Annotated in this window: 23 protein-coding genes; 16 read left to right on the top strand and 7 right to left on the bottom strand. The window is 42.4% G+C overall.

The genetic code is table 11. The annotated features are described in order from the left end of the window. Positions 1 to 19: 19 nt before the first annotated feature. The 5 genes from QSH61_RS16285 (at position 20) to QSH61_RS16265 (ending at position 4,420) form a co-directional block, all read left to right on the top strand. Positions 20 to 1,288, top strand: coding sequence for an inorganic phosphate transporter (locus QSH61_RS16285; protein WP_010607160.1), 1,269 nt, complete (start codon positions 20 to 22; stop codon positions 1,286 to 1,288). 108 nt (positions 1,289 to 1,396) lie between these two features. After that, on the top strand, positions 1,397 to 2,305 hold the full coding sequence (locus tag QSH61_RS16280; protein ID WP_010607161.1) for a hydrogen peroxide-inducible genes activator: 909 nt from the start codon (positions 1,397 to 1,399) through the stop codon (positions 2,303 to 2,305). A gap of 123 nt (positions 2,306 to 2,428) precedes the next feature. Next, entirely contained in the window at positions 2,429 to 2,968 is a 540-nt protein-coding gene (locus QSH61_RS16275) for an RNA polymerase sigma factor (RefSeq protein ID WP_206473669.1), read from the top strand. Continuing rightward, the gene (locus QSH61_RS16270) at positions 2,961 to 3,533 is read left to right on the top strand and encodes a hypothetical protein (RefSeq protein WP_045962626.1); all 573 of its coding nucleotides are present in this window, start codon (positions 2,961 to 2,963) and stop codon (positions 3,531 to 3,533) included. Before QSH61_RS16275 ends, QSH61_RS16270 begins: the two co-directional genes overlap by 8 nt. Next, entirely contained in the window at positions 3,530 to 4,420 is an 891-nt protein-coding gene (locus tag QSH61_RS16265; protein ID WP_206473670.1) for a hypothetical protein, read from the top strand. Before QSH61_RS16270 ends, QSH61_RS16265 begins: the two co-directional genes overlap by 4 nt. 107 nt (positions 4,421 to 4,527) lie before the next feature. Here the strand turns inward: QSH61_RS16265 and QSH61_RS16260 are convergent, their stop codons facing one another. Both QSH61_RS16260 and QSH61_RS16255 read right to left on the bottom strand, forming a co-directional pair. After that, positions 4,528 to 4,725: a hypothetical protein gene (locus QSH61_RS16260; RefSeq protein ID WP_010607165.1), complete on the bottom strand. Its 198-nt coding sequence runs from the start codon at positions 4,723 to 4,725 to the stop codon at positions 4,528 to 4,530. 158 nt (positions 4,726 to 4,883) lie between these two features. Next, the gene (locus QSH61_RS16255; RefSeq protein WP_174170601.1) at positions 4,884 to 7,391 is read right to left on the bottom strand and encodes a two-component system response regulator; all 2,508 of its coding nucleotides are present in this window, start codon (positions 7,389 to 7,391) and stop codon (positions 4,884 to 4,886) included. 320 nt (positions 7,392 to 7,711) lie between these two features. Between QSH61_RS16255 and queA the strand changes: the two genes are divergently transcribed. From queA to QSH61_RS16215, 8 genes are all read left to right on the top strand, one after another. Beyond that, positions 7,712 to 8,749, top strand: a complete 1,038-nt coding sequence (gene queA / locus QSH61_RS16250; RefSeq protein WP_010607167.1) for a tRNA preQ1(34) S-adenosylmethionine ribosyltransferase-isomerase QueA — start codon at positions 7,712 to 7,714, stop codon at positions 8,747 to 8,749. Between the two features lie 377 nt (positions 8,750 to 9,126). After that, positions 9,127 to 10,266, top strand: a complete 1,140-nt coding sequence (gene tgt, locus QSH61_RS16245) for a tRNA guanosine(34) transglycosylase Tgt (RefSeq protein WP_010374167.1) — start codon at positions 9,127 to 9,129, stop codon at positions 10,264 to 10,266. 20 nt (positions 10,267 to 10,286) lie between these two features. Next, positions 10,287 to 10,625: a preprotein translocase subunit YajC gene (gene yajC / locus QSH61_RS16240; RefSeq protein WP_010374166.1), complete on the top strand. Its 339-nt coding sequence runs from the start codon at positions 10,287 to 10,289 to the stop codon at positions 10,623 to 10,625. Positions 10,626 to 10,649: 24 nt separating this feature from the next. Continuing rightward, on the top strand, positions 10,650 to 12,509 hold the full coding sequence (secD, locus tag QSH61_RS16235; RefSeq protein ID WP_010607168.1) for a protein translocase subunit SecD: 1,860 nt from the start codon (positions 10,650 to 10,652) through the stop codon (positions 12,507 to 12,509). Positions 12,510 to 12,518: 9 nt separating this feature from the next. Beyond that, positions 12,519 to 13,463: a protein translocase subunit SecF gene (secF, locus tag QSH61_RS16230; RefSeq protein WP_010607169.1), complete on the top strand. Its 945-nt coding sequence runs from the start codon at positions 12,519 to 12,521 to the stop codon at positions 13,461 to 13,463. Between the two features lie 132 nt (positions 13,464 to 13,595). Beyond that, the gene (locus tag QSH61_RS16225) at positions 13,596 to 14,123 is read left to right on the top strand and encodes a hypothetical protein (RefSeq protein WP_174170603.1); all 528 of its coding nucleotides are present in this window, start codon (positions 13,596 to 13,598) and stop codon (positions 14,121 to 14,123) included. 112 nt (positions 14,124 to 14,235) lie between these two features. Continuing rightward, a complete protein-coding gene (locus QSH61_RS16220) occupies positions 14,236 to 16,017 on the top strand; it encodes a bifunctional diguanylate cyclase/phosphodiesterase (protein ID WP_206473672.1) in 1,782 nt (593 codons plus the stop codon). Positions 16,018 to 16,103: 86 nt separating this feature from the next. Continuing rightward, the gene (locus tag QSH61_RS16215) at positions 16,104 to 16,907 is read left to right on the top strand and encodes a substrate-binding periplasmic protein (RefSeq protein ID WP_010607172.1); all 804 of its coding nucleotides are present in this window, start codon (positions 16,104 to 16,106) and stop codon (positions 16,905 to 16,907) included. On the opposite strand, the gene QSH61_RS16210 is transcribed toward QSH61_RS16215, so the two are convergent. From QSH61_RS16210 to QSH61_RS16190, 5 genes are all read right to left on the bottom strand, one after another. Continuing rightward, positions 16,904 to 17,215, bottom strand: coding sequence for a hypothetical protein (locus tag QSH61_RS16210; protein WP_227386835.1), 312 nt, complete (start codon positions 17,213 to 17,215; stop codon positions 16,904 to 16,906). The genes QSH61_RS16215 and QSH61_RS16210 overlap by 4 nt on opposite strands. A gap of 324 nt (positions 17,216 to 17,539) precedes the next feature. Beyond that, a complete protein-coding gene (locus QSH61_RS16205) occupies positions 17,540 to 17,662 on the bottom strand; it encodes a hypothetical protein (RefSeq protein WP_264484056.1) in 123 nt (40 codons plus the stop codon). Between the two features lie 251 nt (positions 17,663 to 17,913). Then, the gene (locus QSH61_RS16200; protein WP_174170604.1) at positions 17,914 to 19,545 is read right to left on the bottom strand and encodes a methyl-accepting chemotaxis protein; all 1,632 of its coding nucleotides are present in this window, start codon (positions 19,543 to 19,545) and stop codon (positions 17,914 to 17,916) included. Between the two features lie 126 nt (positions 19,546 to 19,671). Further along, positions 19,672 to 20,382, bottom strand: a complete 711-nt coding sequence (gene rsuA / locus QSH61_RS16195) for a 16S rRNA pseudouridine(516) synthase RsuA (protein ID WP_174170605.1) — start codon at positions 20,380 to 20,382, stop codon at positions 19,672 to 19,674. Between the two features lie 23 nt (positions 20,383 to 20,405). Then, a complete protein-coding gene (locus tag QSH61_RS16190) occupies positions 20,406 to 20,735 on the bottom strand; it encodes a 5-carboxymethyl-2-hydroxymuconate Delta-isomerase (RefSeq protein WP_102057560.1) in 330 nt (109 codons plus the stop codon). A gap of 81 nt (positions 20,736 to 20,816) precedes the next feature. Here QSH61_RS16190 and QSH61_RS16185 point away from each other — a divergent pair, with 81 nt between their 5' ends. From QSH61_RS16185 to QSH61_RS16175, 3 genes are read left to right on the top strand one after another with little or no spacing between them, the layout of a single operon-like run. After that, positions 20,817 to 21,608, top strand: a complete 792-nt coding sequence (locus tag QSH61_RS16185; RefSeq protein ID WP_102057559.1) for a hypothetical protein — start codon at positions 20,817 to 20,819, stop codon at positions 21,606 to 21,608. Next, positions 21,592 to 22,215 carry a LysE family transporter gene (locus QSH61_RS16180; protein ID WP_010607178.1) on the top strand — a complete coding sequence of 208 codons (624 nt, stop codon included), beginning with the start codon at positions 21,592 to 21,594 and terminating at the stop codon, positions 22,213 to 22,215. Before QSH61_RS16185 ends, QSH61_RS16180 begins: the two co-directional genes overlap by 17 nt. Next, positions 22,215 to 22,745, top strand: a complete 531-nt coding sequence (locus QSH61_RS16175) for a gamma-glutamylcyclotransferase family protein (RefSeq protein ID WP_102057558.1) — start codon at positions 22,215 to 22,217, stop codon at positions 22,743 to 22,745. Before QSH61_RS16180 ends, QSH61_RS16175 begins: the two co-directional genes overlap by 1 nt. Positions 22,746 to 22,749 lie beyond the last annotated feature (4 nt).

Genomic DNA, 22,749 nt, shown 5'->3' with positions numbered 1-22,749 from the left:
AAATAAAGTAAGGTTTCTTATGGATATCATTGCATCCTACGGCACAGTATTGGTTTTAATTGCCGCAGCAGTTGGTTTCTTTATGGCTTATGGTATTGGCGCAAACGATGTTGCGAATGCTATGGGTACTTCGGTAGGTTCAAAAGCACTTACCATCAAACAAGCAATTATCATTGCTATGATCTTTGAATTCGCTGGTGCTTATCTTGCAGGTGGTGAGGTAACATCAACGATCCGAAAAGGGATTATAGATTCAACCCCTTTCATTGATATTCCTGAACTGATGATATTAGGAATGATCTCCGCGCTTTTTGCTGCAGGCGCATGGTTATTAATGGCTTCAATGCTAGGTTGGCCGGTATCTACGACGCACTCAATCATAGGTGCAATCATTGGTTTTGCGCTAGTAGCTGTGGGCAGCGAAGCAATCCAATGGGGCAAAGTTGCTGGCATTGTTGGGAGCTGGATTGTCACCCCTGCCATCTCTGGCTTTATTGCTTACCTCATCTTTATGAGTGCCCAAAAGCTCATTTTTGATACCAATAAGCCACTAGAAAACGCCAAACGCTTTGTGCCTATTTACATGGGTCTAGCGGGCTTTGTTATGTCTTTGGTTACAATCAAAAAAGGTCTTAAGCATATTGGTATCAAGCTTGGCACATTCGAAGGTTTTGCGCTTGCTATCGGTATCGCTATTATCATTGCTATTATCGGTAAGATTGCGATTTCTAAGCTGAAAATGGATCCTAATGCAGACAAGCAAATGCAGTTCAACAATGTTGAAAAAGTATTCGCTATCCTTATGGTACTAACAGCATGTTGTATGGCATTCGCGCATGGTTCGAATGACGTTGCTAACGCAATTGGTCCATTAGCTGCTGTGGTAAACATTGTTGAAAACGACGGTGAAATTGCTAAGAAAGCGGCGCTAGCTTGGTGGATCTTACCACTAGGTGGTTTAGGTATTGTTGCGGGTCTTGCGATTCTTGGTAAGAAAGTTATCAAGACCATCGGTGAAGGCATCACGCATCTTACTCCTAGCCGTGGCTTCGCAGCAGAGCTTGCAGCTGCTTCAACAGTCGTAATCGCATCAGGCACAGGCCTACCAATCTCTACAACTCAAACCTTAGTTGGTGCGGTATTGGGTGTGGGTATGGCACGTGGTATTGCGGCATTAAACATGGGTGTTATTCGTAACATCGTAGTTTCTTGGGTAATTACATTGCCAGTTGGTGCTGCCCTTGCTATTGTTATATTCTATATTTTGAGATTAGTGTTCGGCGTATAAAAATAAACCGCACTTTTCAAAAAGACAGACTTTTAGCTTGAAAAGATCTCAACACCTTTGGTGTTGGGGTCTTTTTATTTGTGCTGTTGAAAATTAAGAGTAAAGCTTGTGACGAATTTACCTAGTATCAAACAACTACAATACCTGCTTGCGGTGCATCAGCACCAACATTTTGGTCGTGCAGCGGAAGCATGCTTTATCGGCCAATCGACGTTAAGTAGCGCGATACAAAACCTTGAAGAGACATTGGGATGTCAGCTAATTGAACGCGAAAATCGCAGCCTAATGTTTACCGATATTGGTGAGGAAGTGGTTGAACGAGCACGGAAAATTATCGACGACACCATGAGCGTTAAAGAGCTGACTAAAAGCTATAAAAATCCATTATCTGGCAAGTTGACGTTAGGGATCATTCCCACCATTGCGAGTTTTATTGCTGCGCCACTTTATCAGGCGTGTAAAAAGGAGTTTGCAGCACTTAATTTGGTACTGGTTGAAGATACCAGTGATAACTTACTGGACAAATTAGAGCATGGCCATATTGATATGGCCATGTTAGCGCTGCCATATAGAACCGATAAGTTTCATACTCAAGTGCTTGCAAAAGATCACTTTAGCTTGGTTCGCCATACCGAGTACAGCGTACCAGAGCCGATTGAGGACTTTAACCTGTTACCTGAGCAAAGTGTATTTTTACTCGAAAAAGAGCACTGTATGACGGGACATGCTCTTAGCGCTTGCCACTTAAACCGTAGCGCGTGCATTAATCCATTTGAGGCGGCAAACCTACATACTTTATTAAGTATGGTGGAATATAAAAATGGCGTAACGTTTTTACCTCAAATGGCGATCAATGCAGGGATTTTGGAAGGGAAACCTTTAGTGGCTATGCCACCACAAGATCATGCATATCGTGAGATTGGCTTAATTTGGCGTCGTACTACGGGGCGGATCAGAGATTTTAGACTGTTTAGCGACTTTGTTGGTGGCTACATCAGCGGCCAATGTCAGCCATAGTAATAGTAATGATAAGAAGCACCCCCTCGGTGCTTTTTTTTTCAAAAAACTTTCCTGTCTGAACAACTTTTTTTGCAGCCGCTACGATTAATAGTTAGTGAGAAGATTGGATGAGTGAACTGCGTGTTTTTTAATAGCGAAAAACAATTAATAAAAAGAGCACTGCAAGGTAATCAAAGAGCATGGTCAAAGCTTTGCGCCCAGCATCATAGCCGTGTGTATAACCAATGCTTGAGGCTGGTTGGTAACCCGCAAGACGCGCTAGATATAGCTCAAGATGTATTTTTAAGTATGTATCGAAATCTGCATACCTTTAATGGTGATGCTAAGTTCTCGACTTGGGTATTTAAAATCACCCATGCAAGGATAGTGGATCACATGCGAAAACATAAGTTTGAATCGATTGAAGGTAAAGAACCTGAGGCGCCGCAACACGGACCTGACAGCAAAATAGCGCAACAACAAAGTAATGAAGAGATATATATCGCGCTGAAACAACTACCATTTGAGCAGCGCATTGTCGTGGAGCTAAAGTTTTTCCAGCATTACACCTTTGATGAAATTGCGCTGCAGCTTGAGTTATCAAGTAATACGGTGAAGGCTAGGCTATACAGTGCGTTAGGTAAGATGAAAGGGCAACTAGAGGTGCAAAATCATGGCTAAATTAGCACACTTATTTGAGCAGTGGTTAGATGGCAAAGTGCTGTCTGAGGCAGAGTTGGCCGAACTTCAGGCAGATAGTGAATATCGAGAAATGATGAGTGCTGCTATTACTTGGCAACAGCGAGCTGCTAGCTTCGAAGAGCAAGCGCCACCCCCACAGCTCACTTTGCAGCATCAAACTCGCGCTTGGCCAGTGGCTGCCGTCGCAGCTTGGCTGGTCGTTGGGCTTGGTGTGTCAGGACTTTGGCTACAGAACTTAGGCTTACATCAACAGTTGAGTGCTCAACAAACACAACTGGCACAGCAGCAAAGCGCTATGCAGGCCATGCTTGCAAAACTTGATGAGACTAAGCCAATAGATCAAGCTACGCTTGCCAAGTTAGCAACGCAAGTGGTTGAACAAAATCGTAAAGAGCGCAGTTTGGCAATGAATAATCTCGTTGATCTGATCCAAGCACAAAGAGCGCAAGATCAAGCCCTACTTAGGCTGCAATTGAATGAATTGGCAGAGCAAGTAGAGCAAACACCGACACAAAATTTAGCACAGTATCGAGGTAAACCATGAAGTTAATTCCACTTTGTTTTGGCGCTGTCGCAGCCATTGCTACAAGCTTTGCTCAGGCCCAAGTTGTTGATGAAGCGCTAAAGCGTGAGGTTGCTATTTTTGAGCGGGTATTAATGAGTGCACTACAGCATGATACACAAGATCAAGTTCGTAGTGTTTCTGGCTATTATTTAAAAGATCAGGGAGTTGTGTTTGAACTGGCATTAAAACGCCGGCACCGTTTAGAGTGGATCTCTCATATCGATAATCTCGATGATGTGGCTGCAATAGGGGAGTTTGAACTGCCGGAATTTGATATGGACATCGCGGAGATTGAGATTTCACAGCCGATAGCTGAAGCTTTTTCTCAAGCTTATTCGGATGCAGCTGAGAAAGTGAGAGCAGGAGCCGAGAAGGTCCGCGAAGCCGTAGAGCAAGAAAGAGAGAATAGAATTCAATTGAGGGAACTTGAACGCCAAAAAGCGGAGCTGGAGTTTGCGAAAAGGCACGAAAGTGAGGATCAAGTAAAAGAATTTACGGAGTCATTGAGAGAAGTTGAGAAACGCATAGAAAAGCTTTCACTTAAGGATTCGGAATTAAAAGAGCTTAAGGATAAGCTGAAAGCAAGTCTTGAAGCTTCTCGGGTCAAACGAGCGAAAGAGAAAGCAGAAAAGCAGCAGGCGCTTGAAAAAATGCTAGTAACCAGCTTAGCCCGAAGTTTATGTGACTATGGTGCAGGTTTAAGAAGTTTACCTAGAGATGAGCATATAAGCTTTATTTACAATGAACTCAGCAACCCAAACAATAAACAGGTGTTTGTTTATCCAAAATCCTTGGTGCAGCAATGTGTAAAAGGTGAGAAAACGGCTAAGCAGCTTGCCGAGATAGTAACTAGCTATCGCTTTTAGTTAGCCTAATTTTGGGATAAAAAGCGCCTTCTTCGAACTTGGGGGCAAGAAAATGACAACACAAAAAACAGCATGGCTGCATGCTGTTTTGTTTTAAAAAGGAGCTATTAAGCCTGCTCGATGTTTTTTGCAGTAGTTAAATTTGGTAAAAAGAGTAAGTAAACCCAAACCACTAGATTAAAGTAGGGTAGCAAACCGAGCCCTGTGAACAATTTTACCGGATATCCTTTTGTGTTGGCATAGCGGTAACATTGATAAGCAATGAGCAAGTTTGCAAGTAGTAAAAACAGTGATAATGACAGCATAATTTACCCCTTGAAGTCCATAGCAAGATGTAACTCAATCCTTTGAATGTCTATAAAATTAAGGTGTTACCTTAAAATTTGGTGACATTTTAAACTGGTATCTTTAATTATAGTGGACTTTGCAAGAAGTAAAAGTAACCTTTAGTATAAAAATGTTACTACGCTGTTTTTAGAGATAAAATAGTTTTTGCACTGCTCGCTAGTTGTTCAATAGGGAGCGGTCTAGAGATAAAGTAACCCTGTCCATAGTCCACACCTATTTCCTTAAGTTGTTGAAATATTTCTTTGTTTTCGACATATTCGGCAACTGAACACTTATCTAACGAGTGACTAATATCGTTTACAGCTTTGACCAGCGCCAGGTCAATTGGGTCGTTGAGCATGTCTCGAACAAAGGAGCCATCTATTTTAACATGCTGTGCGGGTAGCTGTTTTAGGTAGCTAAAAGTGCTGAAGCCTGTCCCGAAATCATCAATAGCGAAATGACAACCAAGATCGTTCAGATTTTTAATCATTGTCTGGGTTGCGTTAAGGTTATTGATACTGGCAGATTCTGTGATTTCAAAAATAACGCGATTAGCTGAAACTTGATGCTCTTTTAAACAGGCCTGAATGTGGGGTTGCAGTCGTTCATCTAAAAATGAATGAGCAGATAAATTAATCGCCACTTGGCTCAAAATCTCATGTTCAGCCAGTGCTTTAATGGCAGTTCTGATCACACATTGATCCATCAAAAATGTATCATTAAGTAGCTCTAATGCAGGAATAAACTGATTTGGGTAAACTGTCTCACCGTTAATCTTTAATCTAAGCAGTGCTTCGTAATAGGCTATTTGTTGTTTTTTGAAATCCCAGATCGGTTGATAGTGGAGTTCTATGCTGTCGTTCTGAAGCGCTTGCCTAACACTATGGCCCCATTCTAAACCGGTTTGCAGTGTTTGGTTTTGTTCATCTTCTTTATTATAACAATGAACCAAGTTGCGGCCGAGATTCTTGGCGATATAAAGGGCTATGTCAGCTTGTTTCAAACACTCGCTGGGATCCGCATTTTCATTGGTAATTTGCGTTAACCCGATAGAACAACTGAGAGAGTATGCATTATTTTCAAAGTGAAATTTATGTTCTTCGATAGCCATGCAAATGCTTTCAGCGCACATATGAGCATCAAGTAAATTGGTGTGCTTAAGCAGTACAGCAAATTCGTCTCCACCAATACGGAAAGTGAGATGCTCTTCACCTATTTTGTCACCAAACAACTCAGATACTTCTTTGAGTACAATATCTCCTTGCTGATGGCCTTTACTGTCATTGATGATCTTAAAGTGATCTAAGTCGATGTAAATTAGTGCATGTTCTATCTCTTGTGCAGACTTTACTTCATTGCACAGCTGATTCAGTTGTTGGTCGAAGTAGTAGCGGTTGTGTAAGCCGGTAAGCGTATCATGCAATGCTAAGTGTCTGAGTTGCAGCTCAGCTTGCTTGCGTTCGTGAATATTATCGAGTGTTGCAGTTATTGCGACCGAACTTGAGGTATTCTTGATAAGTTGTAGGCGACACTCGACCCACACTAGATGTCCTGCTTTGTGGCAGAGTTGCAGCTCTAATTGCGCATGTTGCCTGACTCCATTTTGAATTTCTTGAATGACTTTGTTGAAGGTCGGCAATTCATCTTTGGCAATATAATCGCGGAGCTGGGTATTGAGGCTTGACTTAATACCAAAGCCTGAGAGGTATTCCCATGCTGGGTTTATAAAGCGGATCGCGCCTTCCAATTCCAATTCAACGACAACTGTTCTCAGGTGGAGTAAAATCCGTTGGTGTGCAGAAAACAAATCTTTATAGCGACTTTCACTGCGACTGAGTTGCTCGACTTTATTAGCAAACTCGGCATAGCTCACCATAAAATCTTCTCGCCGCGCTGCATGGTCGCATACTTTGCTTAAAAAGGGCATATCGTATGGTGCTCGAACAAAGTCGGTAACACCTAACAATAATAGTTGTTCGGCATGGTCGGCATCGCGTTTGTCAATAATGGTTACAATGGCTTGGCTTGGACGATGTTTGAGAATACTTTCGACTAAGCTTTCTGCGGAACCTGATAAATCAGACGTAGTGTCCATTAAAACAATGGCGTAATGATCTTGTAGAAATAGTGATAAAGCGCTGGCCGCCGAGCTTACATGTGTGCAAACGAAATTGTGCGATAGGTGCTCACATATTTTTTGCGCACGTTGTTGGTTGGGCTCTAACAACAGCAAGTTGAGGCGGCTGCTTTTATCTAAATGCGTTGACAACACATTGGCCAAAATTTGCGGCAACATGTCTTGACGTTCAAATGGCAGCACGGCATCAATACTGTAGCTACGAGCGGTGGTTTCGGCTATTCGTTCACAATAAGTCGGTGGAATAAGTACGATGGGTGTATTTTTGGGCGTTGCCAGCAGACCTGAGCGGATCATGCGCGAGAATCGCCATCCGTCAATTTTGCCAACATCCAAGCCGGTGATCACTAGATCTACAGCTTGCGTCTTTAGTAAGCTTAGGGCATCTTGAGAGTCGGATTTGGCAATGATAGTAAAGACATCTAATGCACTAAGAGTTTTAGTCAAGGTTTGACGCTCGTGAGCACTGGCGTTAACAATGAGCAACGTTAGTTGTCTAGACACAATAAAAAAACCTCACCAGATACTGCGACACAATCATTGGGCTTGTCTTAAAGTTAGCAAATCGTACTTAACCGCTGCTTGATAATAATCAAACAGTGACACGAACTTTGCTCGGTAATCATAGCCGATAGCGATAAGTTATTGTTTAAACGTAAAGAATAAAGAACGTACTAAACAAAGGTGCACACCGTACAAAATTTTACATGGTGATTACCGTTTTAGACTCGCTAGGTTAAAGGTATTTACGCAAGGTTACAAGCACTTGATTTCGCCAAAACACCGCACTAGACTTGGCGCACTTTTAGAAATGAGGCCTTTCCATGCGCGTAGCAGACTTTAGTTTTGATCTTCCTGATGAGTTGATTGCCAGACACCCAATGAAGGAACGCTCTAGCAGTCGTCTTCTTACCTTAAATGGCAATAGTGGTGAAATAGAACACAAAGTATTTAGAGATATTTTGGCACTCATTAATCCAGAAGACTTAATTATCTTTAATAACACTAAAGTTATTCCTGCTCGTATGTTTGGTCAAAAAGCCAGTGGTGGAAAACTAGAAGTACTGGTTGAGCGCGTTGTAGATGAGCGGACTGTGCTTGCTCATGTAAGAGCGAGCAAGTCGCCAAAACCTGGTACTAAAATTGAGCTTGAAGGCCAAGCAACCGCAGAAATGGTTCAGCGCCACGGTGAATTATTTGAGTTGAGATTCGAGGGCGAAGAAAATGTATTGGCTATTTTAGATAAAATTGGCCATATGCCTTTACCTCCTTATATCGACAGACCGGATGATGAAGAAGATAAAGAGCGTTATCAGACTGTGTATGGTGAGAAACCAGGCGCAGTCGCTGCACCTACCGCCGGACTGCACTTTGATGATGAATTGATGGCTAAGCTAAAAGACAAAGGTGTTGAGATGGCCTTTGTTACTTTACACGTGGGCGCAGGTACGTTCCAGCCGGTGCGAGTCGATTCGGTGGAAGAGCATGTTATGCACTCAGAATATATCGAGGTCTCAGCAGAAGTCGTGGAGGCAATCAAAGCGGCAAAAGCCAGAGGAGGACGCGTCATCGCGGTAGGTACTACGTCGGTGCGCTCACTTGAGTCTGCGGCTAAAGCAAACGGCGGTGAAATTGCTCCACTTTACGGCGATACCGATATTTTTATTTATCCGGGCTACCGTTTTAACGTGGTAGATGCAATGGTGACTAACTTTCACTTACCAGAATCAACGCTAATCATGTTAGTGAGTGCGTTTGCAGGGCAACAGCATATAATGAAGGCTTACCAAACCGCCATTGAACAGAAATACCGCTTCTTTAGTTACGGTGATGCGATGTTCTTGCAAAAGCAAGATAAGTAACTCACGCCATACAACTATTAAAATGCCCAGTGTTGCTGGGCATTTTGCGTTTTATGGCTGTAAAGTTGCAAGCTCGATATGGACTTTGTGTTTTTTATCCCAATATTATACCAATTAGTCTTAACGCTTGCTCAATTTGAAGGAGTAAATCTGACGCTAACTGCGTTAAAAATTTCTTATTTAGAGCAACTAAATATCAAAATTTTTGCCTTGTTATCGACAAGATTTTCTCGCCTCAAAATAGAACACTTAATTAAGATAATTGGTATTAGAATTGCGCTAGTAATCTTGGTAGAATCGAAAGATCACTGCCCTAAGCATTGGCTTAGCACGTTTTTTAGTCAAGGTTGGACTGTTTTTCCGACAACGAGGTAACAATGAAATTTGAATTAGATAGCAAACAGGGTAAGGCTCGCCGAGGTCGCTTGATTTTTGACCGTGGTGTGGTAGAAACGCCTGCATTTATGCCTGTTGGTACTTACGGCACAGTAAAAGGCATGACCCCTGATGAGCTCAAAGAAACGGGCGCACATATCTGTTTAGGAAATACCTTCCATTTGATGCTAAGACCTGGCACTGAGATCATCAAGCAGCACGGCGATCTGCATGATTTTATGAACTGGGATAAACCGATTCTGACCGATTCAGGCGGCTTCCAAGTATTTAGTCTTGGTGCAATGCGTAAAATTTCGGAAGAAGGTGTGTTGTTCAAGTCACCAGTTAATGGTGAGAAAATCATGTTGTCTCCAGAAAAAGCGATGGAAGTACAGCGCGACTTAGGGTCAGATATCGTCATGATTTTTGACGAATGTACGCCGTATCCAGCGACAGAAAAAGAAGCAAAAGACTCGATGGAGCTAAGCTTACGTTGGGCTAAGCGCTCCAAAGATGCACATGCTGATAATCCTTCAGCGCTATTCGGCATTATTCAGGGCGGTATGTACCCAGAGCTTCGTGCCGAGTCGCAAAAGGGCTTAGAAGAAATCGGTTTTGATGGTTATGCACTTGGTGGTTTATCAGTTGGTGAGCCAAAAGAAGACATGATCAATATTCTTGACCAATGTGCCTATAAAATGCCAGAAAACAAGCCACGTTACTTAATGGGCGTTGGTAAACCAGAAGATTTGGTTGAAGCGGTACGTCGCGGTATCGACATGTTTGACTGTGTAATGCCAACGCGTAACGCTCGTAATGGTCACTTATTTGTGACAGGTGGCGTGGTAAAAATCCGCAATGCAGCACACAAAACAGATACTAGCCCACTAGATGCGGAGTGTGATTGCCACACTTGTAAGAATTACTCTCGAGCGTACTTACATCACCTAGATAAGTGTAATGAAATTCTAGGCGCTCGACTCAATACCATCCATAACTTACGTTATTATCAACGTCTGATGGAAGGAATGAGAAACGCCTTATCTGAAGGTACATTTGATGAATTTGTCGAAGACTTTTATGCGCGCCGTGGCATTGCGGTGCCAGAGTTGGCTGACGTTGGTTTGACAGAAAATAATTAATTTATAAACGAGGAAGTGAAATGAGCTTTTTTATCTCAAACGCGCATGCTAGCACCGCAGCAGCTGCACCTGCTGGTGGTGGCATGGAAATGCTAATCATGTTAGGTATTTTTGGTCTGGTATTTTATTTTTTAATTTACCGTCCACAAGCTAAGCGTGTTAAAGAACACAAAGACCTAATGGGTGCATTAGGCAAAGGTGACGAAGTACTAACTCAAGGTGGACTTGTGGGTAAAATCACTAAAGTTGCTGATGATAAAGACTTTGTTGTAATCGCACTAAACGACCAAACTGAAGTAACAGTGCAAAAGTCAGCGGTTTCAGCTGTGTTACCTAAAGGTACAATGAAATCTCTATAAGAATAACAATAAAGGGATAGCCCAGTGTTAAACAAGTTTCCAATGTGGAAGTACTTACTTGTTCTCGCTGTGTTGGCTATCGGTATTCTTTATGCCACACCTAACTTGTATGGTCGTGATCCGGCCATACAAGTTTCTGGCACAAAAGGTGCTGATGCGACGCTCAGTGTATTAGATCAAGTTAACGAAACCCTACAAAAGAACAACCTTGCCGTAAAATCTTCTGTGTTAGAAGACGGTCAAATCCTTGTTCGCTTCAAAAATGTTGAAGATCAGCTTAAAGCACAAGATATTTTGCGTAATAGCTTAAGCGATGATTACATTTCAGCAATCAATATGTCTCCGGCACAACCTGAGTGGTTAAAAGACTTAGGTGCAAATCCAATGAAGCTTGGTCTAGATTTAAGCGGTGGTGTTCACTTCACTATGGAAGTGGATATGGTCACGGCGATGGACAATGCACTTGAGCAAATGGAGCAAGATTTCAAGAGTGATTTACGTGAAGAAAAATTGCGTTATCGCTCGGTGCGTCGGGTTTCTAATAGTGAACGTGTACAAGTAACGATGCGTTCGGAAGAGGACAAAGACGCGGCAATGAGCTTCTTGAGAAAGCGTTACCCGGGTAACGACTTTATCAATGATAGCAGCGACAGCCTTGCTTTCTTCTCAAGCCTTAGCGACCTTAAATATAAAGAGCTGCGTGAATACGCTATCAAGCAAAACGAAACCATTATTCGTAATCGTATTAACCAACTAGGTGTTGCTGAACCAAATGTTCAACGTCAAGGTGGTGAGCGCATAATTGTTCAACTTCCAGGTGTTCAGGACACGGCTCGCGCGAAAGAAATTCTCGGTGCCACGGCGACGCTTGAGTTCCGTGAAGTAGACGAAAATGCCGACGTGCGTGCAGCAGCACAAGGTCGTATTCCTCCTGGCACGGAAGTGATCCCGCATAAAGATGGTTATCCTGTCGTGCTTAAAAAGCGCGTTATTCTTGAAGGTACGCATATCACAGGTGCGCAATCTGGTATGGATGAATATCAGCGCCCTCAGGTGAATATCAAACTTGATAGCAAAGGTGGGGCAAAAATGAATGCCTTTACTAAACGCGCCATCGGCAAACGTATGGCGACGGTTTTCATCGAATACAAACCATCTGGCAAGAAAGATGAAAATGGCAAAGCGTTACCACCAATCAAAGTGGAAGAAGTGATTAACGTTGCCACGATTCAAGCGCGTTTAAACAGCTCTTTCCGTATTACCGGTATTGATAGCCCAGCAGAAGCGCATAACTTAAGCTTGCTACTACGTGCAGGTGCACTGGTTGCGCCAATTCAAATCGTTGAAGAACGTACTGTAGGTCCAAGCCTTGGTCAGGAAAATATCGAAGCGGGTATGACTGCGGTTGTGCTTGGTTTTGCTTTTGTTCTTGCCTTTATGTTGCTGTACTACAAAGGCTTTGGTCTGGTAGCAAACTTGGCGCTTGCGGCTAACCTCATCATGATTGTGGGTGTGATGTCGATGATCCCAGGTGCGACGCTGACGCTGCCAGGTATTGCCGGTATCGTATTAACCGTCGGTATGGCCGTTGACGCTAACGTACTTATCTTTGAGCGTATTCGTGAAGAAATTGCGGAAGGTCGCAGTCCACAGCAAGCCGTTCACCATGGTTACGATAGTGCATTTAGTACGATTTTTGATGCCAACATCACCACTTTAATTGCAGCTGTGATCCTATTCTCTGTCGGTACAGGCCCAATTGCAGGCTTCGCGGTAACCCTAGCTATCGGTATCATTACCTCGATGTTTACAGCGATTGTTGGTACGCGTGCAGTTATTAATGCCATCATCGGTGGCAGACGTATCACAAAGCTATCAATCTAGGAGACGGACATGCAATTATTAAACTTAAAAGGCACTATCCGTTTTATGTCGGCAAGAAAGCTTTCAATGGCTTTCTCTGCATTGTTGATCTTGGCTTCAATCGGCTCATTTATGGTGAAAGGACTAAACTTTGGTTTGGATTTTACCGGTGGTACGGCAGTTGAAGTTGGATTTTCACAGCCAGCAGACTTAGCAAAGGTACGTAGTGTATTAGCCGAGAGCGGTTTTGCCGATGCCTCTGTGCAACTTTTTGGTTCAAGCCAAGAGGTATTAGTACGACTCGCCCCTCGTGGGGACGACGTGAAAGCTGAAGTATTAGGTAACCAACTCATCTCCGCGCTGAAACAAGCGGATGAAAGTGTGGTGATGCGCCGCATTGAATTCGTAGGTCCAAGTGTTGGTGAAGATCTCAAAGAGCAGGGTGGCTTGGCGATGCTAACCGCGCTTATCTGTATCTTGATTTACGTTGCTTTTCGTTTTGAATGGCGCTTTGCAGTAGGTGCTGTATTTGCACTTTTCCACGATGTTGTACTGACAATGGGTCTGTTCTCAATCTTAGGTCTGGAATTTGATTTAACGATTTTGGCGGCAATATTGGCGGTAATAGGTTACTCACTCAACGATACTATTGTTGTGTCTGACCGTATTCGTGAAAACTTTCGTAAAGTACGTATTGATGACACCTTAGAGATCATCAACATTTCACTGACACAAACGCTTAATCGTACATTAGTGACCTCAATCACGACTATTCTCGTTTTGATTGCGCTATTCGTATGGGGTGGTCAAACCATTCATGGTTTTGCTACGGCCTTGCTGTTTGGTGTGTTTATCGGTACATATTCTTCTGTTTATGTAGCGAGCTCAGTTGCAGTAGCAATGGGCGTTAGCAAAGAAGATTTGATCCCGGTAGAAGTTGAAAAAGAAGGTGCAGACCTAGACGCTATGCCTTAATCATGGAATTTGATGTAATAATCGAAAGCGGCTTTTTGGCCGCTTTTTTGTTGCCTGTAAAACGTCATTTTATTGTTTCTAAAATATTACATTACTATATAATGATAATCGTTATCAATAAAGGAGATACTTATGTACAAATTTGCGATGGCGGTTGGTGCACTGACATTAATGACCGCATGTTCTAAGCAACCTGAGCTTGAGCAACAAACCGGATCTGTAACTACAGAAGCAACCTCATCTTTAGCACAATACAAAGTTCAAGCAGAGGCCTTACTTGCAGATATTCGTATCGAGAAAGATGCTGCAGCACTTGAAACACAATCCGCCGATCTTGTGGCTCTCTCTAGAACTTTGCTAAATGAGTTTGTGGCTAAGTACCCTCAGTGCCAGACTTATCTAGATGCCTTGGATAAGGCTGCGGATATCATTCCTACTTTACCACTTGAAGAGATCGAAACGGGCTATCACGCAGATGGTAAATTACCCAAGTTTGATGACCCTGTTTGCTACCATGCAAAAGATTTATTAGTGCATCCAGCAACGGTTCAAGCGATTGCGATGAAAGGGTTTAGTGGCGCTGAAGACTATAAGAGCGCAGAGATGGAAATTGTGGAAGTGATTGCACACTTTGATCAGGTAGAGCGGGCGCTAAAGTAAGCGGTTGAAAATCATTCAATTGCAAATTGGGTACATTTCACCCGATTGACATATATCTGTCATACTCTGTTGCTACCGTGCGCGATTATACTTTTACAGTGAGTTTAATGCTGTGGATCCTTCGCGCACGTTAGTACTTAATACAATAATAAAAGAAAAAGCTGTATTTACTCTGTTTCAGCCAATCTACGATCTTGCGAAACGGCAAATCTTAGGGTTTGAAGCATTAAGTCGTGGCATGTCCGGCTCATTGTTGGAATCTCCAGACAAGCTTTTTGCGGTCGCGAGTAAGCAGGAGCGTTTGTCAGAGCTGGAGATTATCTGTCGTGAAGCTGCTATTAAGCAGTTCGTTTCACTCAACCTTCCTGGTAAGTTATTTTTAAACGTTAGTCCAAAAGCGTTACTTGATCCGAGCCACCCAAAGGGCGAAACCAGACATCTTACAGAAGTGTATGGGCTCGATCCCAAGCGTGTCGTCATTGAAGTGACTGAGCAAGACAAAGTAGATGACGCGAATCTGCTACTAACTACAATTACCCATTATCGTGAACTTGGGTTTCAAATTGCGATTGATGATTTGGGAGCTGGTTATTCTGGTCTCAGAAAGTGGTCGGAGTTATGCCCTGACTACGTCAAAGTCGACAGATATTTTATCGACCATTGTGACCAAAGTGTGGTGAAACGCGAGTTTTTAAAGTCTATTATCGAGCTTGCTAAAGCCACTAGCACTCAAGTAATTGCCGAGGGAATTGAGCGGATGGAGGAGCTAAAGCTGATAGAGCAGCTCGGTATTGTAAACGCTCAAGGCTTTCTGCTCGCGAAGCCAACTCGAAAGCCACCGACAGAGCTGGCGTTGTTAAAATCCCTTCATTCGGAAGTTCGTTCCAGTGTCAATCAATTTGAGCAGTCGATGGCAATCGGTTGGCTTGCCAAAGAGGCCAATGCTATCCATGAATGTACGCAATGTATCGATGCTCATAGGCTGTTTGAACAAGATCGCAAGCTAACCAGCCTTGCAGTGGTTAATGATGCTAGAGAGCCTGTTGGGCTGCTACACCGAGATCAACTGACTGAGGTCTTTGCGGCACCATATGGCCATGCACTCTTCGATAAGAAATCAGTGATTAAGTTGATGGATAAACAGCCGTTAGTGGTGGATGAGCAGCAAGAGCTTGATACGGTGAGTAAGCAAATAACCGACCATGAATTTGATATTCGACGTCATATCATTATTACTAGAGATGGTCGTTATCTTGGCTTAGCGCCCTTGAGAGACATACTCAAGCACATCACAGAAGAAAAAATTCGTCATGCTCAACATGCCAATCCATTAACCATGTTGCCGGGCAATGTCGCGATAAATGAGGCAATAGAGCAAAGGTTACGTTCACATCATGACTTTTCTCTTGCATATATCGACCTTAATCATTTTAAACAGTTTAATGATTTATATGGATATGCCAGTGGCGATAGCGTGATTAAGCTACTTGCCGAGGTGACAGTTGATGTATGTGTACAGAGCTCAAGTTTTGTTGGGCATATCGGGGGTGACGACTTTATGGTGGTGTTCGATAATAATGATGCAGAAGTGTTGTGTCATGAGATCATCACTCAGTTTGAGCTTAAATCAAAAGCCTTTTTTACTCCCGAGCATGTTAGTGCTGGCGGTTACTGGGCAACAAATCGTGAAGGGCAAAAGCAATTTGTACCTTTACTCACTTTATCGATTGGTTTAGTGAGACCAGATTTACAACACTGTATCAATTCGCACCAAGTTGCAGCTTTAGCAACGGATGCTAAGAAAGAAGCAAAGCGCTATCGTAATAGCTATTTATTTGTATGTAACCGTCGCAAGCCGACAGTATCGACTGTACGATTGGAAAATGCAGGTTGACTATATTTTTAATTACGCAATAGTAATAGCAATCCGTAAGAATACTCTTGATTGTAGTATTGTTTCCCCTAAAAGAGGGTTGTGCGATGAAGTTAAAGTTGAGTGTAATTATCTCTGCTCTGGTGTTTCAAAGTGCTTGTATTGCAGCGCAATCCCCCGAGTTAATCTATGTCGCGAAAGAAGCGCGAACCTTGTACGATCGCGATCTTTATCTTTATGAATTACTAGAAAAGGCACTGGCTGCTGCTAAGTACTCAGCTCAAATCGAACACATCAAGATCCATCCTCATCAACAGCGTACGTTAATGGCACTAAGCCGAGGTAAGGTTGATTTACACTGGTCTATGACCAGCCCCGCACGCGAGCAAATCGCTATTCCCATTAAAGTCCCACTGTATGATGGACTTATTGGTAAACGCGTGCTGATTGTTCATAAAGATGTTTATCCAGCCATAAAAACGGTTCGTTCGCTTGATGAATTAAAGCGCTTTACCGCTGTACAAGGACACGATTGGCCCGATACTAAAATTCTTAGTTATAACGGTCTGAAGGTCAGGCCTATTTCCGATTATCAAACCATGTTTAATTTAATCGCGGATAAAAAAGCGGATTATTTTCCACGCTCGGTGATTGAGGCAAATTCAGAATTGATCGCACAAAATAACGAAAACCTCATGATCGTACCTGATTTTCACCTTGAGTATTCAACCGCTTTTTACTTCTTTGTGAATAAAGACAAGCCAAAACTTGCTTATGCACTCGAGGAGGGGCTTGCTAAGCTTAAAGAGTCTGGTGAATTAAAACGATTAAAACAAAAATATCGTTTAGTGTTACCGCCTGAAGGTGAAGGCATCAAATTGAATAACCCTTACTTTGCAAAAAACTACTAGCGTTTCTTGCGCAAGCTTGGGAGTGCGTAATCGTACTCTTCTTTGTATGTTAGGGCTGTTAAAGCTATCATAATTCCACATTTTGCTGAGTACAGAATATATCCTGCAATATCGGAAGAGTAGAAAAAGAAAGTCACATCATAGCCTTTACCATTTCTTAGGTAATTTTCGACAATAGTAGCGAATGTGAACAAAGCTCCTAAGATAGCCAACCATGGAAATATATTATCCGCAAAGGTGTATTTAATTTTATATCTTGGGAAAAGTTTTTTGGTTAATTCTGTCCGGTAAGTGAGTGGGGCGAGCACTATTAACTCGATAATTAGGTGAATGCCGAAAATCAAACTATTCTGAAATAATCTATTCTCAGGGGAAGATGATAGGCTAATTAATCCGGTTGAAAACACGAGTGTTTCAAGAACAAAGGGAGTCAGGCATAAGATGGACAGAATACATATGTTCACATCCTTCAGTCGTAATCCCACACCAAAACAGAGAGATATAAGTGCCGTGTACGTCAGAAAAAAGTGAAAATTAACATCGTGTATAATGAAGACTCCTACTACAACTAAGACATATGGTAGTAGTAAGTCTCCGAGTGCGAATTTTCTTTCCATAACTAACAATAATCTTTAATTGGCTTTGCTAGATTTGGTATTTGCATTAGCTTCAGCACTGTTAGCTGCTGGTTCATCTGGCATCCAAATACCACCACCAGAAACTTTTTTACATTCTTTCAAATTTAGTTTTTGCATTATCATAGTCCTTATTAAGTTTGCTTGATCTCTACGCAATCAAGCATTCAAACTTTAGGTTGCATATATTATTGCAATTATAACAAACAAAGAAGTCTCTTGAGACTACTAAAACTGAAACTCTCTGTGGGTACAAACTTAACACCAAATAAACACAAGGTGAATGAAAAATTAAAGAAATTTTTCAATTAACAGTTTATATAAATTTACACTTGGCTAATTGTATGAAAAATAAGAATAAAGTTGACTTATTACACTTTGAATTTGGCCATCTCAATCTCTAGATTTCCAGATAAAGATTTAATTGTATCAGTCGCTTTATGTGCTTTTTCAGACACACTTGCCGTCTGTGAGGCCGTGTCAGAGATAACAACGACACGTTTGGCTGTATCTTCTCCTGCATCCAACTGTTCTTTGGCTGCTTGAGCTATTTGATGACTCATCTGCGATATAGATTTTAAAGAATCGGCGACTTGTACAAGCGCTTGAGATGCCTTAGATGACATACTCACCGTTTTTTCGCTTGTTGCAATGCTCAAGCTTACAGAAGCCTTCGCATCTTGAGTTGCACTTTGCAGTTTAGTGATCATGGTACGGATCTCTTCTGTACTGGTTTGAGTGCGCTGAGCAAGCTGTCTGACCTCGTCCGCTACGACAGCAAAGCCTCGTCCTTGCTCTCCAGCTCGAGCAGCTTCTATTGCAGCATTGAGGGCTAATAAATTGGTTTGCTCGGCGATAGATTGGATAACGGTAAGTACATTAGCGATATTAGATACTTCTTCATCTAGTACTTGAATATTATTACCAGCGCTGTCAATTTGTTGCTCTAATAATGCAATTTCAGTTGCTGCTTGAGCTGTCAGTTTGTCGGCAGCATTACCTTGCTTTTCAGCCTCTTGAACTGAATCCGCAGCTTGCTCCGCATGTTCGACAACGGTTTGTGCTGATGCTGTGAGTTCGGTAATTGCTGAAGCCACCATTTGAGTTTCTGCATTTAAACTACGAGTTAGATTCTCAAGTTCTACTGAGCGTACCTCACTGTCTGATGTTTGGTTTTGTAGCGCCTTAGTTGCTTCTTTAAGCCCTTCAACTACTCCTTTTAATCCGCCTTGCATATAGTCCATGGCTGCGAGAATACTATAATCTTGGCAGTCAGCAGTATTGATAGGTGTAGTTAGGTTTCCTCTTGAAACATGTTTTACGATTTCGAGCACATCATTGATTTCAGCACCAAGTTTGTTATTCAAAGACAGTCCAAACCGCGCAAGTGCGGTGGTCAATGCAACGGCAACCGCTAAAGAAAGTGCGACTAACCAGATTGCGGTGTCCCAATAACGATCGTTTACTTCTTTGTAGCTAATACCTGTGCCGACATACCAGCCAAACCCTGGTGTTTTTTGTACCACTGAAGTCAGGTCGACAACTTCTCCATCTCGCAGTGAAGTCCAATTGTAGGTAATGATCCGATCAAATTGGTTACCGACTAAGCGCTTCACCATGCTGCCTATGCTTTTGCCGTCAGCATCTTCAAAGTCATTAAAGCTGGTGTTATGCAGCTGGGGGTCATGCGGTGTTGCTACGAAGTCCATTTTGTCATTAACAACATACACATACTCAGAGTCATGGTATTTATTTTCTCTTAAAACCTGAATTGCCATCTCTTTTGCTTGTTGCTCAGTCAGTTTCCCTTGCTCTGCAAAGCGCTCAAACTGTTTAACAATATTAACGGTGCTTTTCATTAATTGGTTGATACGCGCAATATTATCGCTTTCACTGGCATGGCGCAGAGCTTGAAGACCTACAAAGGCAACGGCAAGTAATGAAACAAATATTGCGGCGGCAAAGGTAATTATTTTTGCTTTTAATGTGAAACTAGAAAACACAGGATCGCCCCCTAAAAATACTCTCACTACATGATTTAGCATGTTTAGGGGGAAGTTGTAAGTAGGTTAATGCCCTAAGGAGGCGATTTTGAGATGATATTTACTCATACTACCTAAAGACGATGACTAACTTGCATTAATTATGCTTATTTCTTCATCAGTTAATGGGCGGTATTCGCCCTCAGCAAGGGTTGGATCAAGTTCGATCCCTGCAATATTTTCTCTATGAAGTTCAACTACTTGGTTGCCAACTGCGGCAAGCATGCGTTTTACTTGATGATACTTTCCTTCGCAAATAGATAAGCGTAGTGCAAATTTATCAATAAGCTCCGCTTTTGCTGGCAGGGTTGCTTGTTTCTCACCATGTAGTTCAACGCCTTGTTCAAGCTGTGTTAGCGCTTCTTCAGTGAGTTCGTCGCGACTTTCTAGTACATAGGTTTTAAACTTTTGTTTCTTCGGCGAGGTGATTTGATGAGACCAATCACCATCGTTAGTGAGCAGTACTAAACCCGTGGTATCGATGTCCAGTCGACCTGCAACATGAAAATCTTTTAAGTTAGGTTCTTCAATTAAATCGAATACTGTTGGGTGTAATTCATCACTATTTGCACATACATAACCTTGTGGTTTGTTTAGCATATAGTAGCGTAAACCCAAATACTCTAGGCGTTCGCCATCAAAAGTAATGTGGTCTGCTGGGGTGACTTGGATGTCGCCTTTTTTGACGATATTGCCATTGACGGTAACGAGACCTTTTTTAATATTAATTTTGACCTTGCTGCGTGGCATCTCTGCAACGTGGCTCAAAAATTTCTCCAATCTACATGGAAATTTCATAGTTAAATAACTCGAATAATAAATTAGTTTTTGCGATAAATATCGGATAATAAATCATAGCAATGGACACTGAGCGCAAAATGCTCCCCGACCTTTGCGAGCAAAAGCTTCAGAGCACCTTCCGTGAGCATTTGTTTTTGCTCTAATGTTCTACCAGCCATCATATGGATCTGCAGGTGAATAAACCCTTGTTTGCCATCGCCTAACTGAAAATGCTCAAAAGCAACAGCACGGGTTTTGACGGAAGTTGGATCAAACAAGCCACATGCACAGGCAAATTGCTGCACCTGTGATACTAACGCCTCGGTTTCAATTGGCAAATTAGCTGAGTGTTCAAGAATAAAGTGTGGCATGTGAAACTCCATGTTTTTGCATTAGGCTCAGAGTTTATGCTATTTATCAGGGGTTATTCCAGAAAAGAGTGAATTATTAGCATGCTGTCCTTATTTAAAGTCTCACCTTTGCTTAGCGATGAAGAAACCCAATGGTTAATTGATACCTTTGTCTGGGCATTTGAGCATTTTGATGGCGAGTACTTTTTAAATGAAACGCAGATTATTACTCCGACTCCTAGTTGTTTTCCAGAGCCGGTATCCAGTATTGAAGAGATGGCGGCGGTGGTTTTCTCCCGCGTAAAGTCCTACGCGGGGTTACAACAGTGGCCAATCACTTTGGTTGCGCCTGAACGCATGCTCGCGTCGACCAGCATGACTAAGCTAAACATTGCAGGGCGTTGGCGCGGTGAGCAAGCGGTTATCGCTGAATCGGCTGCGCCTATTTTGATTTCTTATAATCCTAACCAAATAAATCAGCCTCAAGATCTGATTGCCAGTTATGCAGGTGTCATGGCAAAAGTTTTAATTTTACAGCGTGGCGTGTTACCTCCGGGTGGGGAAGCGCAATTAGACGCTGCTTGTGATGTGCTGGCGAGCTTTTTTGGCTTTGGGGTCATGGTGTCTAATACCGTATATCACTTTAGGGGAGGATGTGGTTCTTGCTACAACCAATATGCCAACCGAAAAGCTGCACTGACGGAGCAGCAGAGTGTTTTTGTGCATGCCCTCGTATGTCATTTTAAAGGGGTGAGAGATGGTCATAAGCATCTTAAGTCACACCTTGTGAGCCAGTATAAAAAGGCGAAAAAGCAAATTAATACCTTAATGGATAACTCAGAGCGGGGTGATTTACTGGCCTTACAGGAGCATGCACATGCTCGTTTATCTTGATGAGTTTATTTTAATTGCGCTGGCACATTTTTTTGCTGTCGCAAGTCCAGGTCCCGATTTTGCGATAGTGCTTAAACAAAGTGTACAGCAGGGCAGAGCAAACGCCCTTTGGACAAGTTTTGGGGTTGGTCTTGGTATTTTAGTACATGTCAGTTATTGCTTATTGGGAGTTGCGTTACTGCTATCTCAATCTGAAACCTTGTTCACAGCAGTAAAATATATAGCCGCGCTTTACCTTGCTTACCTTGGTGTGCAAGCGTTGCGATATGCAAAACCCAATTCAGAGCAAGAAAATATCACTGCACATGCTGTTACTGAGTCTAATTGGACTGCGTTAAAACGGGGTTTTTTGGTCAATGCCTTAAATCCTAAAGCAACGCTGTTTTTCTTATCGCTTTTTACCCTAGTGATTGAGCCAACCACACCAAGCAGTGTGCAGTTGTTTTACGGTGTTTATATGGCATTGGCTACGTGGGCTTGGTTTTCGTTTTTATCTTTAGTTTTATCAAAAACAACGGTAAGACAATTTTTTCGTCGTGCAGGACATTGGTTTGATCGCGGGATCGGTGTGATCATGTTACTGCTTGCAGTAAGATTGGTGATCTAATGTGTGACAAAAACATTATTAACTTTAGCTTTGGTTCAAATATGTCGACTGCACGTTTGCTTGCTCGCTTACCACAAGCGAAGTTACTTGGAGTGGGGAAATTGCATGGCTATCGGCTGACTTTTGATATGTTGAGCACCGATGGTTCAGCCAAGTGTAGTATTACGCCGAGTACTGAAGCAAATAGCCATGTTTATGGCGTTTTGTATGCCTTGGATGAGCGAGAAAAAGCGCGTTTGGACGACATTGAAGGGGAGCGATACAACTGTCATTGTTTGCCTGTTGAAAGGCAAGGTGGCGGTATGGTGGAGGCCTGGTGCTATATTGCTAACACCTTTGTGGAACATCAATTACCTTTCGATTGGTACGTACATCATGTGTTGGCCGGGGCAAAGGAGCATCAGTTTCCGACCAGCTATTTACAGGCTATTTCGGCACAATCACACGTTACAGATAATAATAGTGACAGACAACAACAAGAATTAGCCATCTATCAATGTGATATTACGAAGTTAAATCGCAAAGCTTGACTGG

Source organism: Pseudoalteromonas sp. JC3, from assembly GCF_030291895.1.
Classification (GTDB): Bacteria; Pseudomonadota; Gammaproteobacteria; order Enterobacterales; family Alteromonadaceae; genus Pseudoalteromonas.
This window is presented reverse-complemented; position numbering and strand designations above follow the sequence as displayed.

Bases quoted from the DNA above. Each gene is read 5' to 3' on its own strand.
- QSH61_RS16285 (WP_010607160.1), top strand. From the start codon at position 20: ATGGATATCATTGCATCCTACGGCACAGTATTGGTTTTAATTGCCGCA.
- QSH61_RS16270 (WP_045962626.1), top strand. From the start codon at position 2,961: ATGGCTAAATTAGCACACTTATTTGAGCAGTGGTTAGATGGCAAAGTG.
- QSH61_RS16265 (WP_206473670.1), top strand. From the start codon at position 3,530: ATGAAGTTAATTCCACTTTGTTTTGGCGCTGTCGCAGCCATTGCTACA.
- QSH61_RS16260 (WP_010607165.1), bottom strand. From the start codon at position 4,725: ATGCTGTCATTATCACTGTTTTTACTACTTGCAAACTTGCTCATTGCT.
- queA (WP_010607167.1), top strand. From the start codon at position 7,712: ATGCGCGTAGCAGACTTTAGTTTTGATCTTCCTGATGAGTTGATTGCC.
- tgt (WP_010374167.1), top strand. From the start codon at position 9,127: ATGAAATTTGAATTAGATAGCAAACAGGGTAAGGCTCGCCGAGGTCGC.
- yajC (WP_010374166.1), top strand. From the start codon at position 10,287: ATGAGCTTTTTTATCTCAAACGCGCATGCTAGCACCGCAGCAGCTGCA.
- secF (WP_010607169.1), top strand. From the start codon at position 12,519: ATGCAATTATTAAACTTAAAAGGCACTATCCGTTTTATGTCGGCAAGA.
- QSH61_RS16225 (WP_174170603.1), top strand. From the start codon at position 13,596: ATGTACAAATTTGCGATGGCGGTTGGTGCACTGACATTAATGACCGCA.
- QSH61_RS16215 (WP_010607172.1), top strand. From the start codon at position 16,104: ATGAAGTTAAAGTTGAGTGTAATTATCTCTGCTCTGGTGTTTCAAAGT.
- QSH61_RS16205 (WP_264484056.1), bottom strand. From the start codon at position 17,662: ATGCAAAAACTAAATTTGAAAGAATGTAAAAAAGTTTCTGGTGGTGGT.
- rsuA (WP_174170605.1), bottom strand. From the start codon at position 20,382: ATGAAATTTCCATGTAGATTGGAGAAATTTTTGAGCCACGTTGCAGAG.
- QSH61_RS16190 (WP_102057560.1), bottom strand. From the start codon at position 20,735: ATGCCACACTTTATTCTTGAACACTCAGCTAATTTGCCAATTGAAACC.
- QSH61_RS16185 (WP_102057559.1), top strand. From the start codon at position 20,817: ATGCTGTCCTTATTTAAAGTCTCACCTTTGCTTAGCGATGAAGAAACC.
- QSH61_RS16180 (WP_010607178.1), top strand. From the start codon at position 21,592: ATGCTCGTTTATCTTGATGAGTTTATTTTAATTGCGCTGGCACATTTT.
- QSH61_RS16175 (WP_102057558.1), top strand. From the start codon at position 22,215: ATGTGTGACAAAAACATTATTAACTTTAGCTTTGGTTCAAATATGTCG.